Source organism: Pedobacter sp. MC2016-05 (assembly GCF_026239735.1).
GTDB lineage: Bacteria > Bacteroidota > Bacteroidia > Sphingobacteriales > Sphingobacteriaceae > Pedobacter.
The window spans coordinates 205,338-219,593 of record NZ_JAPIVT010000005.1 but is presented as its reverse complement, the minus strand read 5'-3'; the positions used below and the strand labels follow the sequence as shown (position 1 = coordinate 219,593).

At 36.1% G+C, this 14,256-nt stretch carries 15 protein-coding genes and 1 tRNA gene; 12 read left to right on the top strand and 4 right to left on the bottom strand.

The window, feature by feature from the left end; translation table 11 throughout:
- Positions 1-98 precede the first annotated feature (98 nt).
- Positions 99-1,397, bottom strand: coding sequence for a DEAD/DEAH box helicase (locus OQZ33_RS09590; protein ID WP_265798818.1), 1,299 nt, complete (start codon positions 1,395-1,397; stop codon positions 99-101).
- Between the two features lie 337 nt (positions 1,398-1,734).
- On the opposite strand from OQZ33_RS09590, the gene OQZ33_RS09585 reads away from it, so the two are divergent.
- On the top strand, positions 1,735-1,896 hold the full coding sequence (locus OQZ33_RS09585; RefSeq protein ID WP_265798817.1) for a hypothetical protein: 162 nt from the start codon (positions 1,735-1,737) through the stop codon (positions 1,894-1,896).
- 7 nt (positions 1,897-1,903) lie between these two features.
- A tRNA-Ile gene (locus OQZ33_RS09580) sits at positions 1,904-1,975 on the top strand.
- Between the two features lie 169 nt (positions 1,976-2,144).
- On the opposite strand, the gene OQZ33_RS09575 is transcribed toward OQZ33_RS09580, so the two are convergent.
- Positions 2,145-2,507 (bottom strand): dihydroneopterin aldolase, encoded by a 363-nt coding sequence (locus OQZ33_RS09575; protein WP_265798816.1) that lies wholly within the window; start codon positions 2,505-2,507, stop codon positions 2,145-2,147.
- Positions 2,508-2,624: 117 nt separating this feature from the next.
- Here OQZ33_RS09575 and OQZ33_RS09570 point away from each other — a divergent pair, with 117 nt between their 5' ends.
- The 4 genes from OQZ33_RS09570 to OQZ33_RS09555 all read left to right on the top strand — a co-directional run bounded on the left by OQZ33_RS09570 (position 2,625) and on the right by OQZ33_RS09555 (position 5,334).
- Positions 2,625-3,815, top strand: a complete 1,191-nt coding sequence (locus OQZ33_RS09570; protein WP_265798815.1) for an acyl-CoA dehydrogenase family protein — start codon at positions 2,625-2,627, stop codon at positions 3,813-3,815.
- Positions 3,816-3,837: 22 nt separating this feature from the next.
- On the top strand, positions 3,838-4,218 hold the full coding sequence (locus OQZ33_RS09565) for an SRPBCC domain-containing protein (RefSeq protein ID WP_265798814.1): 381 nt from the start codon (positions 3,838-3,840) through the stop codon (positions 4,216-4,218).
- Positions 4,219-4,391: 173 nt separating this feature from the next.
- Positions 4,392-5,072 carry a hypothetical protein gene (locus tag OQZ33_RS09560; protein WP_265798813.1) on the top strand — a complete coding sequence of 227 codons (681 nt, stop codon included), beginning with the start codon at positions 4,392-4,394 and terminating at the stop codon, positions 5,070-5,072.
- Between the two features lie 49 nt (positions 5,073-5,121).
- A complete protein-coding gene (locus OQZ33_RS09555) occupies positions 5,122-5,334 on the top strand; it encodes a hypothetical protein (protein WP_056848975.1) in 213 nt (70 codons plus the stop codon).
- An 81-nt stretch (positions 5,335-5,415) separates the two neighbouring features.
- Here OQZ33_RS09555 and lysA read toward each other — a convergent pair whose 3' ends face one another.
- Positions 5,416-6,570, bottom strand: coding sequence for a diaminopimelate decarboxylase (gene lysA, locus OQZ33_RS09550; RefSeq protein WP_265798812.1), 1,155 nt, complete (start codon positions 6,568-6,570; stop codon positions 5,416-5,418).
- 318 nt (positions 6,571-6,888) lie between these two features.
- The gene (locus tag OQZ33_RS09545) at positions 6,889-8,202 is read right to left on the bottom strand and encodes an aspartate kinase (RefSeq protein ID WP_265798811.1); all 1,314 of its coding nucleotides are present in this window, start codon (positions 8,200-8,202) and stop codon (positions 6,889-6,891) included.
- Between the two features lie 249 nt (positions 8,203-8,451).
- On the opposite strand from OQZ33_RS09545, the gene OQZ33_RS09540 reads away from it, so the two are divergent.
- The 6 genes from OQZ33_RS09540 to OQZ33_RS09515 all read left to right on the top strand — a co-directional run bounded on the left by OQZ33_RS09540 (position 8,452) and on the right by OQZ33_RS09515 (position 14,224).
- Complete coding sequence (locus OQZ33_RS09540) at positions 8,452-10,188, top strand: phospho-sugar mutase (RefSeq protein ID WP_265798810.1); 1,737 nt, start codon at positions 8,452-8,454, stop codon at positions 10,186-10,188.
- Between the two features lie 250 nt (positions 10,189-10,438).
- Entirely contained in the window at positions 10,439-10,810 is a 372-nt protein-coding gene (locus tag OQZ33_RS09535; RefSeq protein WP_265798809.1) for a hypothetical protein, read from the top strand.
- A gap of 199 nt (positions 10,811-11,009) precedes the next feature.
- On the top strand, positions 11,010-11,780 hold the full coding sequence (locus OQZ33_RS09530; protein WP_265798808.1) for an MbnP family protein: 771 nt from the start codon (positions 11,010-11,012) through the stop codon (positions 11,778-11,780).
- Position 11,781: 1 nt separating this feature from the next.
- A complete protein-coding gene (locus OQZ33_RS09525; RefSeq protein WP_265798807.1) occupies positions 11,782-12,819 on the top strand; it encodes a cytochrome-c peroxidase in 1,038 nt (345 codons plus the stop codon).
- Positions 12,782-13,759, top strand: a complete 978-nt coding sequence (locus OQZ33_RS09520; RefSeq protein WP_265798806.1) for a transporter — start codon at positions 12,782-12,784, stop codon at positions 13,757-13,759. Before OQZ33_RS09525 ends, OQZ33_RS09520 begins: the two co-directional genes overlap by 38 nt.
- A 9-nt stretch (positions 13,760-13,768) precedes the next feature.
- Positions 13,769-14,224, top strand: coding sequence for a hypothetical protein (locus OQZ33_RS09515; RefSeq protein ID WP_265798805.1), 456 nt, complete (start codon positions 13,769-13,771; stop codon positions 14,222-14,224).
- Positions 14,225-14,256 lie beyond the last annotated feature (32 nt).

The window sequence follows — 14,256 nt, the reverse complement described above, 5'->3', positions numbered from 1 at the left end:
TCGGGGCTTTTTGCGTCTAAAATTTTTCGTTAATGAGAGGCACGAAGCAATCTATGCTATCACACAGGCAACTGATCTCTGGCAATGACGATTTACAATTAAGATAAACCTTTTTTATTCTTATAAGTCATTTTGGCTTTCGTACCCGCACTGTAGTTGTAATTCTTTAAATTACTTGCTTTTTTCTCATGGAATGCGGCACCACGTTCGGTAACATCCTCTTCTTCCTCTTTTTTCTTTTTCTTTGGTTTTGCGGCGGCATCCATTATTTTTAGATCTTCAGGGAGCTCCATAACATCCATCCGCTGCCCAATGGCTTGTTCAATCTTCTTAACCTCAGCAAGTTCTATATCAGTAGAAAATGTAATCGCAACTACTTCCTCTTCTCCTGTTTTAACAATACGTTGAATTAACGTTTCCTTTTGCTCAGGCAATTCTAAATGAAGGATAAATGGAATTCCCTGAATATCTAGCTCCCCTAGGTTCTCATTAGCTACAATAAGAACTCTCGCATCAGGATTTTCCTTAAAGTCTTCAATGTCATCGTAACCCTTATCATCGAAAAACAAAGAACGGTAAATACTAATTTCGCCTTCTTTTGGATTATTGAAGTTTTTATAAACCGTTTGTGCTGTTAATCTGGTATTTACAAACACAACTACTTTATCAAAAAACTCAGCATCATTTAGTAAAAGTGTTAACAAATTCAATTTCGTACGGAAGTTCGGAACCTGATATAACATCTGCGGATAAACTTCTGCTTGCTGCTCACCAATTTCATCAACCTCTATGGTTGTTGCAGAATCTTTCATAAAGGGAGAAATCATGTGATTCAATTTCTCGTGGAATACTTCTGTAAAAACAACATGTTGAGACTTATAAGCACTGTTTGCTAATTCAACTACAGGAAGCTGTAAGCCTTTTTTAACAATCAGTTCCGCATTATCTACGATAAATAATTGAATTTTATTGGTGTTTAGGGCAAGTTTCAAATACAAGGCACGAGCCCTATCGGGCACAGCAACAATAATATCGCAGCCATCGGTAATCTCATTCATTTGTGTTTCAACAGCCCCACGACTGTCAATTCCGAGAATTCTGAACGTATTATTCCGGTTTAATAACTTGAATTGTTCTAATACATGATCAACATGTTCAGCATCTGGAACCAAAATTAAAGCTCTTGGCGCTTCTTCGAAAGCATATTTCAACTTCATTAAGGTAGCTAAAACATAAGTTGTTGTTTTTCCTGCTCCTTCTGGTGCTATCGCAATAACATCTTGTCCACCTAAAATTCTGCTCATGGTTCTGATTTGAATCTCTTTTGGAGTTAAAAATCCTGCATCAGTCATGGCTGCAACAAGTGGCTTACTAAGCTTTAATTTCTCTAATGACACGCTTATCGTTTTAATATTTGAAAATGCAAATATCCTTAAAATAATTAGCTTTTGAGAAATTGAATTCAGGCTTTAGTAATGAATGTATTATATGTAAAGCTAAGTCCGCCCTGTAAGCTATGGCTTTAAGATTAAAAATGGAATCTTTTCTTTCAGTTTGTATATCCTAAAACGGAATAAATCATAGGAGAAATAAAATAAATGATTCTATATCAAATAGTTATAATTTTATCGAATAAAATAACTACTAAATCTATAGATATTATATACTTATTTATATATTTGTTGAACGTTGAATCGATAACTAAAATATGTTAAACTACTAAAGGCAAAGAATATGTCAATATATTTTCAATATCCCGCAATCAGCGACTATCCAAGTTTTAGCTATTATAGCGAAATCACGGCAGTCGATGCTAAGCAAATAAAGGATGAAGATAAAATTAATCGTGAAGAGATTATTGTAATGAAAGATTTTTTATCCTTAAAACCAGTTTAACGAAATTGGCCAGTTGACCGATGGGAAGGTTGAGGTTTTATAAACTTTGAAATGTTGGTTCGAATCCAACACTAGGCCGCTAAGTGTATCTCATAGCACTTAAACCTGATTCTGCTCAATCAGGCAAGATTTGGTTATCTTATATTTGTTTTGTTGTTAGCAAAGGCTATCCGCGATGGATAGCCTAACTTTTTAGTAGCTAGACTAATAGGCTAGCACCGATAAATGATTAACTACGTTACTGTGCTTTATGCATTGTAAGTCAGCTTTACAAAAGAATGCCCAATTTGCCCTTCCATTGGTGGATTAAGTTTTTTGATACTTACATTTATAGTTTCAACAAAAGGGTAAAGCTTGATTACTTTTAATATGATGTTGTTTAAAACTGTCTCTAAGAGCTTTTGAGTATTCTTCATCTCATCCAATATAATGGTATTCAAATCTTCGTAATTAACTGTGTTGGCAAGCTCATCATCAATAACCAATGGAGTAAATTCAGTTTCAAGATCAAGAATAAAATGATTTCCAATTACTTGTTCTTCCGGATACCAGCCATGCAATGCAAAACAACTAACTTCCTTTAATGCTACGGTTTGTTTGAAATGACTCATATAGGTGTGTTTCTGTATGTAGCAAAATTAATTTTTTATTCAGGAATATAATGCTCCTTGCGGTAAATTGTTACCTTTGAAATGAACGGATTTCTTAACCAAATAATAGAATTTTAAATGAGTATATCGTCGAAAAAAGACCTTTATGAGGCTCCAGATTATTATCTATTGGATGAGTTGCTTACTGATGAGCACAAACTGATTAGAGCATCGGCTAGAGAATGGGTTAAGAAGGAAGTGAGCCCAATTATCGAAGATTACGCTCAAAAGGCAGAATTTCCAAAACATTTGATAAAAGGATTGGCTGATATAGGAGCTTTCGGGCCAACAATTCCAGTAGAATATGGTGGCGCTGGCCTAGATTATACGGCTTATGGAATATTAATGCAAGAGATTGAACGCGGCGATTCTGGAATACGTTCTACCGCATCTGTTCAAGGATCGCTGGTGATGTATCCTATTTATGCCTACGGAAGTGAAGAGCAACGAAAAAAATATTTACCAAAATTAGCCAGTGGCGAAATGATGGGATGTTTTGGTTTGACAGAGCCTGATCATGGATCAAATCCTGGTGGCATGGTCACCAATATTAAAGATGCGGGATCTCACTATATTTTAAATGGTGCCAAAATGTGGATCAGCAATGCTCCTTTTGCCGATATCGCTGTGGTTTGGGCAAAAGATGAATCTGGTAAAATTCGAGGCATGGTTGTAGAACGTGGAATGGATGGATTTTCAACTCCTGAAACACACAACAAATGGAGCTTGAGAGCTTCAGCTACTGGCGAGTTGGTTTTTGATAATGTCCAAATTCCAAAAGAAAATGTTTTTCCAGAAATAAGTGGTTTGAAAGGTCCGCTCGGTTGCTTAAATCAAGCACGTTATGGTATTGCCTGGGGTGCCTTAGGGGCAGCAATGGATTGTTACGATACTGCTCTTCGTTATTCAAAGGAAAGAATCCAGTTCGGGAAGCCAATCGGAGGTTTTCAATTGCAACAGAAGAAATTAGCCGAGATGGTTACTGAGATAACCAAAGGTCAGCTTTTGGTTTGGCGTTTAGGTGTGCTTAAAAGTGAAAACAGAGCAACAGCCGAACAAATATCAATGGCAAAAAGAAATAGCGTAGAGATTGCTTTGGATATTGCTAGAAACGCTCGCCAGATGCTTGGAGGAATGGGAATCACAGGAGAATATTCTATTATGCGCCACATGATGAATCTGGAATCGGTAGTAACCTATGAAGGAACGCATGATATCCATTTATTAGTTACAGGTATGGATGTGACCGGATTGAATGCTTTTAAATAATGCAGATACAATATATAAGTTAATGAGAGATTACAAAAAATACACTTACATCCCCGCTTCACCTGAAGAAGTTTATTTAGCACTTACAAAAGACATTAGCATCAAACTATGGACGGGTGCGGAAGTTGAATTCGAAGAAAAGCCCGATACAGAATTTTCATTTTGGGATGGCGACATTGTGGGAAAAAACCTTGAGTTTGAGCAAAACAAAAAAATTGTGCAGCAATGGTATTTCGGTGAAGATGCCGAACCGTCAATCGTAACGATTAAACTTCACGAAGATAAAAAAGGAACGTCGTTGGAATTTAAACAAACAAACATCCCAGAAGAAGATTATAAAGATTTCACAGAAGGAATTGAAGAATATTTTATCGGCGGATTAGTTGATTTTTTTGATGAATAAAACTAAACTTTATAAATTGTAAATACATATCAACCATTTTCAAACTAATTATGCTGCTCTCTAAACATCCCATAATTTTTATTGCGATACTTTCAACCATATTATTATCTTCATGTGGCGTTGTTGTAAATAATCTGCCGGTTTTTTATACCCCTCCCGCTAGTTCAAACCACATGTCCTACCTTCCAAAACCGATGATGGAAGATAGTGTTAAAGTAAAAAATTACGTTAGCGCTAGTTTCGCCAACAACAGTCTGCCTTATAATGTTGGCGACATGGCCATGGGCTATTTGAACTATAACCGGTCTCACGTAGTTAAGAATTTCAATTTCGCCTATGGCGGGTTCGGATATTTTGGAGGCACTTCCAGAGGTTACGAAAACACGCAAAGAAAGATTATCGAAGCATATCATGATCAAGGATTTTATGGTTTTGGTTTACGCACATCAATTGGAATAGCTGAAAAATCTGGAAATACAGAATTTCGGATTTTGAATTGGGAAAGTGCTTTTGTTTATGAGGCAGGTAGCTATGCTTCATTCAGAAAAGATGTGCGAAGTAAAAACGATCCATTATCGATAGCTTCTGATAAAACTGCACTTTTTACAACGGGTGGTTCAACAGAAATTATTTGGTCTGGCCGTAAAAATACAGATAGACAATATGGTTTCCGCCTATTTGTGGGTAGCACTATTGATTTAAGAAATAACATTAATTACAGCGAAGATAAAATTACTGGCTTAGCAACTGACCTGTCGTTTTTTATCAAGATTAAAAATGTTTACGGAATTCTAGGTTCAGGAACCAATTTAATGAACAACTCTGGTAAGATTACACTGGGCTATTCATTTTAATAAAACATAATTTCAGGTTTGCTGTTCAGCTATTAAAACTAAAAATATCATGAACAAATCTATAGGACTTATCTTAATTGTAATTGGAGTGATTATGCTCGTTTGGACGGGTTTTTCATATACTCAAAAAGAAAAGATAGTTGATGCCGGACCCATTCAGATATCAGCTGACAAAGAAAAATCGGTAAACTGGCCGCCGTATGTTGGTGGAATAGTTTTAGTTGCGGGTGTAGTTGTACTTGTGGCCTCGAAAAAGAAATAATGTTAAATGTCATTGTGAGGTACGAAGCAATCTATCTTGCTGATTAAGATCGCTTCGTGCCTCGCAATGATGAATTTGAAACTATAGTTCGTTACTGTAAACAGATCTTATCGCATCTCTTAAATTATATTTAGATGCCATTACTTCACCATAAGCACCAGCACTGCGGATGGCGAAAACGTCACCTCTAAATGATTCTGGTTGCTCCACTTCTTTGCCGAAGCAATCGGTGCTTTCGCAAATGGGTCCTACAATATCATACTTGATTTCATTTCCGTTACCCCGAGTTAAATTCTCAATTTTATGGTAGGCCTGGTATAAGGCAGGACGCATCAACTCAGTCATTCCGGCATCTAAAACCACAAAGTTCTTCTTCTTACCTTTTTTGATATATAATGCTTTGGTGATTAAAGCTGCCGATTGGCCAACCAATGCTCTTCCTAATTCAAAATGAACTTCCTGATTAGGTTTTACGTCCAGGAAATCGTTAAATATCTTAAAGTAAGAGTTGAAGTCAGGGATTTGATTATCAGGATTATAATAGTCAATACCTAAACCACCACCGACGTTTAAAATCTCGACAACGAAACCTTTATCTTCAAACCAACTACAGAATTCGTTTACGCGAACACAAAGGTTTTTATAAACATCGAGGTTGGTAATTTGAGAACCGATATGGAAGTGAATCCCAATAAATTTTAGGTTTTTAGATAACTTCAAGGTTTCCGCACATTGTGGTAAATCCCATGAATTGATTCCAAACTTATTTTCGTCTAAACCTGTAGTAATGTTGTGGTGGGTATGGGCATCAACATTAGGGTTGATACGGATAGCTACCTGTGCAGTCTTGCCTTTTGCAGCTGCTAACTCATTCAGAACTTCCAACTCTTGAATAGATTCTACATTGAAGCAGAAGATATCCAAATCCAAAGCCTCATTTATTTCCTTATCGGATTTACCGACACCAGCGAACACAATTTTTTTGTGATCGAAACCGACTTCAACAGCTCTTCTCACCTCTCCGGCACTTACACAATCTGCACCAAAGCCAATCTGTTTAATTTGCTCGAGTAAAACAGAATTGAAGTTGGCTTTTAAAGCATAATGGATGTGAAATTTGTAGGGTGCGGCGGCTTCAGCACAAGTGCTTAGCGTTTTTTGCAATAAATCCGTATCGTAATAGTAAAAAGGCGTTTCTATATTGTTAAACTTTGATATATCTTTATCGGCGAACATGTTCAAATTCCTTATAATCGTTTTAATTTTATTTTTTGTACTCATTTACTGGGGCAACTATCTTGATTTGAAGCATGGACGCATCACCCGAAAACAATACAATGGAAAAATTAGATTTTCTCTTGTTCTTATTTTAATTGTATTGTTCTTATTCTTTATTAGAAAATGAAAATAATTGCAGCCATTTTTGTCATTTTAATTATCTCGTTAGGATTATTTAATTCTTACAAGAAATACAAAAATCAATTGTTACCAGTAAACTTTTTAGGTTTTCACTTCCTTATCGGCCTGCTGGTGATTATGGGTGCATTTTATTTGCTATTCAAATAATCTATTGTGCAAACTTCTTAAAGCTTCAGTTTTGTACTCGCTCAATATGAGTAGCGAAACATTATAATTGCTTCCTCCATAAGAAATCATACGAATAGGAATATGTTTCAACCCTTCCAAAACCCGACTTGCAAAACCATGCTTTTCTGAGCCAAAATCGCCAACAACGCAAACAATACTGTGGTTAGTATCCACTTCAACGGTGCCGAAGCTCTCTAATTCTTTAATGATTTTTGAAAGATTTCCTGTCTCATCGATAGTTAACGATACCGCAACCTCAGAGGTGGTGATCATATCAATCGGTGTTTTGTAACGCTCAAATACTTCAAACACGCGACGTAAAAAACCGTAAGCTAAAAGCATCCGACTAGATTGAATGCGAATAGCAGTGATGCCATCTTTTGCTGCAATTGATTTGATTTTACCCTTTTCGCTGTTATGCGTGATCAAAGTACCAGCGGCAGAAGGCTCCATGGTATTTAACAAACGAACAGGAATTTTATATTTCTGTGCCGGAAAAACAGATTGCGGATGCAAAATTTTCGCTCCAAAATAAGCTAATTCTGCAGCCTCATCAAAAGATAGTTGCGCAATTGGTTTTGTCCCTTTTACAATTCGGGGATCATTGTTATGCATCCCGTCGATGTCTGTCCAAATTTGAACTTCTTCGGCTAAAATTGCTGCTCCAAGTAAAGAAGCAGTATAATCGCTTCCTCCACGACGTAAATTATCCACTTCGCCAAAACTGTTGCGGCAAATAAATCCCTGAGTAATGAACAATTTATTGCCTTTGTTTGCTTCTAATAATGGCGTTAAATGTTTGGTTGTAAATGGAATATCAGGTTCATTGTCTTCATCAGTCTTCATGAAATCTAATGCTGGAAGTAACACTGATTCGACACCGATAGACTTTAAATAAATATGATATAAAGTAGTAGATAATAATTCGCCTTGCGCCAAAACTACTTTCTCTTCAATTGAAGTAAAGATATCGTTGGTTAAAACAGCTAGAAAGCTGAAATGATAATCAATTACCTCATTGCCCATCTCCTGAAAATCGGCAGCGGGCAATAACTCAATTACAAAATCCTTATATTTTTGATATAAATTTTCAACACATTCGCTCCCCTTCTTCTTATCCCCAGCTAAAAAATAATTAGAAATTTCTACCAAACTATTTGTAGTACCAGACACTGCTGATAAAACCACAATCTGTTCTTCATTTGGATTAATGATATCCAATAATTTCGTCATGCGCTCGGGACTACCTACAGAAGTACCCCCAAATTTTAATATTTTCATCTATTTATAAATTGGTTAACCGGATGAGCCGCCTGAACTTTACAATTATTGTGAAAAAGTTACAATCGGCCCATTTATAATACTGGATTTTCTTATAATTGTATCGGGGCGTGAAAATAAACAAAAGCAGCTTAAAAGCAACATCCTCAACAAAATAAAATTTGGATTAGTTAAAATTTCGATATTTTAAGAAAACTTCATCCAATTAAATTTGTTCAACACCAGATATTAAATTAAAAATAGAGCTCAATGCAATCAATTGATCAATCAACACAAACCACAATAAATCAGTGGTTAAGCGGAAACTACGACGATAAAACAAAGTCTGAAATTCAGGAACTTGTAGATAAAAATGCAACTACAGAACTTACCGATGCTTTTTATAAAAGCCTTGAATTTGGTACAGGTGGCTTGCGGGGCATAATGGGCGCCGGTTCTAACCGAATCAATAAATATACTATTGGTACAGCCACTCAAGGTTTAGCAAATTATTTGAATAATAAATACCCGGGTGAGAAAATCAGCGTAGCCATTGCTCATGATAGCAGAAATAATTCTGATTATTTTGCAGGAATTACGGCTGATGTTTTTTCAGCAAATGGTATTCACGTATACTTTTTTGAGGCATTAAGACCAACTCCCGAGTTATCTTTTGCCGTCCGTCATTTCGGGTGCAAAAGTGGAGTAATGCTTACCGCTTCCCATAATCCTAAAGAATATAATGGATACAAAGCTTATGGAGCAGATGGCGGACAGTTCACCTCTCCTGATGATAAATTGGTTATCGATGAAGTAAATAAAATCAAAAGCATCGACGAAGTTAAATTTGATCGCGTTGATGCCAATGTTGAGTTAATTGGCGAGGCTGTAGATAAACTTTACTTAGATGGAATTACTGCGCTTTCCATTTCACCCGAAGCGATTAAAAGACAGCACGATTTAAAAATTGTTTACTCTCCTATCCATGGTACCGGAATTACATTGGTGCCAAAAGCATTGGAACAATTTGGCTTTACTAACGTAACCATTGTTGAAGAGCAAAGTAAACCTGATGGTAATTTTCCTACTGTCGTGTATCCAAATCCTGAAGAAAAAGATGCCTTGACTTTAGCTATGAACAAAGCTAAAGAGATTGATGCTGATTTGGTTTTGGCAACTGATCCAGATGCAGATCGCGTGGGTATAGCTGTTAAAGATAATGATGGCGAATGGGTATTATTGAATGGAAATCAAACTGGAAGTTTATTGATCAATTATCTTTTATCTGCATGGGAAGAAAGCGGTAAATTAGATGGTAATCAGTTTATTGTGAAAACAATTGTGACCTCGAACCTTATTGAAGAGATCGCTAAGAAAAAGGATGTTACTTATTACAATACCTTAACTGGATTTAAATACATTGGTCAGTTAATGACTGAATTAGAAGGTAAAAAGTATTTTATTGGCGGTGGTGAAGAAAGTTATGGCTACCTGATTGGCGATTTAGTTCGTGATAAAGATGCGGTTGTTTCTGCTGCTTTCATTTCAGAAATGACGGCCTACTATAAAGATAAGGGAGCAAGTTTGTACAATGCTTTGTTAGATATGTATGTTGAATATGGCTTGTATAAAGAAGATTTAGTTTCATTGACTAAAAAAGGTAAAACCGGTGCTGAAGAAATTAAAGCCATGATGGTGAAATTCCGTGAGAATCCACCTGCAACCCTAGGTGGTTCTAAAGTCTCAGTATTAAAAGATTATGAATTGAGCAAGGAAACTGATTTAACTACCGGAAAAATAACGAAATTGGATTATCCAACTTCTGATGTTTTACAGTTTATCACTGAAGATGGAAGTATCGTTTCTGCTCGCCCGAGTGGTACCGAGCCAAAAATTAAATTTTACTGCAGCGTAAATGCACCATTGGCTGATCGATCGGATTTTGCTAAAGTAAATGAAGAGCTGGGTGATAAAATTAAAGCTGTAATGGCCGATTTGCAGGCTTAGGTTTTTAGCCACAGATAAAAAAGATGAACACAGATGAAGAATTTCATCTGTGTTTTTTTATACCCGTCAGTTGAAACTGGCGGGTATAAATGGCATTTAGTATAATCTTACTATTGGTAATTAAAAGATTCTCCACTGGATTCCAATTTTATTAGGTATTCATTGCTGTTGATTTCAATCAACGTTTTTTAAAAATGACTTTCTTTTCTTTGCTTCAATCATTTTCTTTAATACTTTTGCAGCAAATATAATGTTCAAAAAAATCCTGATATACCTTTTAGTGATTTGCTCGGTTTCAAACGGAGCGATGCAACTGGTGGTTTATTCTGGGTACAAAATGAACAAAGAGTACATCACGAGTGTATTCTGTATTAATAAAGAACATCCTGAATTACATTGCGATGGACAGTGTTTTTTAGCAAAAAAACTAAAGGACTTAGATAGCAAAAACAAACAAGCTCAAGAAAATCTCAAACGAATTGTAGAAGCTGAACCAAAATTTCAGATTACCGCTATCAATCATCAAATTCCATACTTCATTATCAAATCAGAACGGGGTTATCTCGAAAAACCAATTAAAGACCTTTCTGTTTCTATTTTTCATCCACCGAAAACGGTTTAAGTAAATTTTATTTTTCTATGCGGCGGCTTTGCCATCGTAGGTTTAGTCTATTGTCATTCCGAGCATTGCGAAGAATCTCATTGCTAATAACAATTATTTTCTTCTGCTGTAATGCTGGTTTTCTGCTAAAACGTTAGAGATTCTTCATTGCATTCAGAATGACAGCAATTATTTAATTACTTATTCCAGTTTTCAAACAATGAAATTACATCAATATCTATTGGCATTATTATGCCCAATTATGCTTTTATCCTCTTGTAAAAAAAGCGGCGATGAAATAACAGCAGATACAAAGTCAAGCTTTACAATCGAATTCGAACATCAGGTTAATGGTGCTGAATTAGCTCTAAATACAAAAAACTACAAAAATGCTAAGGGCGAAGATTTCAAAATCAACGTATTCAAATATTATGTCAGCAATATTAAGTTAAGCAAAGCTGATGGAACTACTTATCTGATACCAGAAAGTTATTTTCTTATTGATGAATCGAAAAGTGACTCAAAGATGATCACCTTAAATAATGTTCCGACTGGAGATTATGATAAAATCGAATATACAATCGGCATTGATTATGCCAGAAATTTTGCTGGTGCTCAAACCGGTGCATTGGATCCAATTAACGGCATGTTCTGGACCTGGAATAGCGGTTATATTTTTGTAAAATTAGAAGGAACTTCGCCACAATCGACAGCTACGAACAATGCCATCACCTTCCATATTGGTGGTGTTATCGATCCAAATAATACCATTAGAACTTTTTCAGCAGAAATTAACGCAGCAAATCCGTTAAGAATTCGAACTGATGCCAAACCCAATATGCACTTTATTGTAAATGCTGCATCCCTATTTACAGGCGTTAGTGATGTTAGTTTTGCAACCTTAAATTTTACAATGGGCGGCGCCAACTCCGTTGTAGTAGCAAATAATTATGCGAAAGGGTTATTCCGTTTAGACCACATACACAATTAATATGAGGCGTAAATTAAACGTTTTTGCAATGCTTTTCTTAAGCATTGCATTAATGTACGCCTGCAGCAAAAAAGAAGCAGGGATATCTCCAGAAGAGGAAAAAATAATATTTTCTATTCCTGCTAATTTTCCTGAGCCGGCATACAATTTCGAAGAAAACCAGCTGACTAATGCGGGTTTTGCATTGGGTAAAAAATTATTCTACGACGCCCGGTTATCTGCTAACAAAAGTATTTCATGTGGAAGTTGCCACCAGCAGTTTGCTGCATTTGCAAATCTTGATCACAAAGTGAGCCATGGTGTAGATAATTGTCAGGGCAAAAGGAATGCTCCACCTCTTTTCAACCTGGCCTGGCAAAAGGCTTTCTTTTGGGATGGTGGGGTAAAAAACCTCGAAACATCTCCCTTAAATGCTTTTACAGATGCCTGTGAGATGAAGACCGATTTAGAAACAGTTGTATCGTTTTTGCAAAACACACAGCCTTATCCCGAATTATTCAAAAAAGCGTTCGGTTCTAGCGATATCAATTCGCAAAAAGTACTAAAATCGATTGCTCATTTTATGGGGGTTTTGGTATCAGGAAATTCCAAATATGATAAGATAATGCGAAAAGAAAAAGGCTTCACTTTTACAACAACGGAGTTGGCAGGTTACAATTTATTTAAAGAAAAATGTTCATCCTGCCATGCAGAGCCACTCTTTACCGATTTTTCTTACCGAAGCAATGGGCTGGATTTGGTTAGTCTAGATGAAGGGCGTTCGCATATAACCGGTGCGGCTGCCGACTTTGGAACATTTCGCGTTCCAACGTTACGTAACATTGAATACACGGGTCCGTATATGCATGATGGCCGATTTTATAATCTGGATGAGGTGCTTGAACATTATAATTCTGGAGTGAAGAATTCCCCGAATCTAGATAAAAGTTTGAGAGGCGGAATCAGGTTAAATGATACTGAAAAAGATCAAATCAAATCATTTCTAAAAACATTAACAGACAATGAGTTTATTAAAAATACATTATATAGTGAATCGTAAAATATTAATTCTACTATTTGTTTTGGTAGGTAGCCAAACATTCGCCTGCGACATTTGTGGCTGTTTTATGGGGATTACCCCCTATTTTAACCGCAATAGCATTAGTCTTCTTTATCGCTATCGTTCTTTTAACGGTTATGATGGTCAAAATCATTCTTTATTTCCTACAGGAGGTAAATTCTTTATCCCCGCAAGGGAACAAAATTCACCGATAACTGGCCACGCCGGAAATCAGGCAGATTATGAGTTATATCGTTCAATGGAAATTAGAGGGAGATATTTCATTATTAGTCGCCTGGAAATTAATGCAATTTTACCATATGTTTCCAATAGCGAAAGATACAATGGTTATACCTCATCTATTTCTGGCATAGGTGATGTAAACCTTTACGCAGGGTATCACCTTGTACAGCAATTGGAAAATAACTTTAAGCAGCAGTTAATTGCCGGTATAGGTGTAAAACTTCCCACAGGGAAAAACGATTTCAAAAATAACGAAGGAATTCGATATTCATCTCTGATGCAGGCTGGAACGGGCAGTACAGATGGATTTGTATACCTAAATTATATTGTTGGTTTAGGAAAGTTTGGGGCAAGTTTAAACACCTCCTACAAAGTGAATGGAACCAATAGCCGTGATGAGGGGATTGCAAACAGCACAACCAGTTTTCTGAATATTTTTTATACCCAAAGCGTTGGAAAAGATGTACAAGTAATGCCTTCAGCACAGTTCTTCTATGAATATTCTGGCGGAGAAAAATACCAGGGTATTAAAACCGGAGAACATGTAATGAATAATTTAATGGGTGGCGTAGGTGTAGATGTTTTTTACAAAAACATGGCCTTAAATGCTGGTTTACAGAAAAATATTTGGGAAGCCGAAACTGATCACCCGATGAGCGCTGGACGCGTTCATTTAGGAATAACTTACAATTTTTAAAAAACGAAAATGAAAAAATTCATAATAATACAATTGGGCCTAATGCTTCTGTTTTTCGCTGCTTGTAAAACAGAACCAGATGCAAATGCGGTAAAGAAAGAGGTACTAAACATTCACGACAAACTGATGATGGATGGGGAGAAAGTAGTGAAAAACAGAATCAAATTAGATTCTATACTGAAAAGTGGAAGAATCAAATCTTTGGAAGATTCTCTTAAAATGGCTAACCTGATTAATCAATTAAACAAAGCTGACGAGCGCATGATGGATTGGATGCATTTCTTTAAAGATGATTTTAGAGGTAAAAATGAGCAAGAAAACATGGCGTACTACAAATTGCAGATGATTAAAGTGAGAGCCATTGAAGACCAGTATATCCAAGTAACAAAGGTATCAGATTCGGTTTTGAAAAATTACAATATCAAATCTGTAGAAACCACAGAAATGAAAAATCATAAGCACTAATTGTTTTCCCGCTGATGGAAAGATTTGCAAAA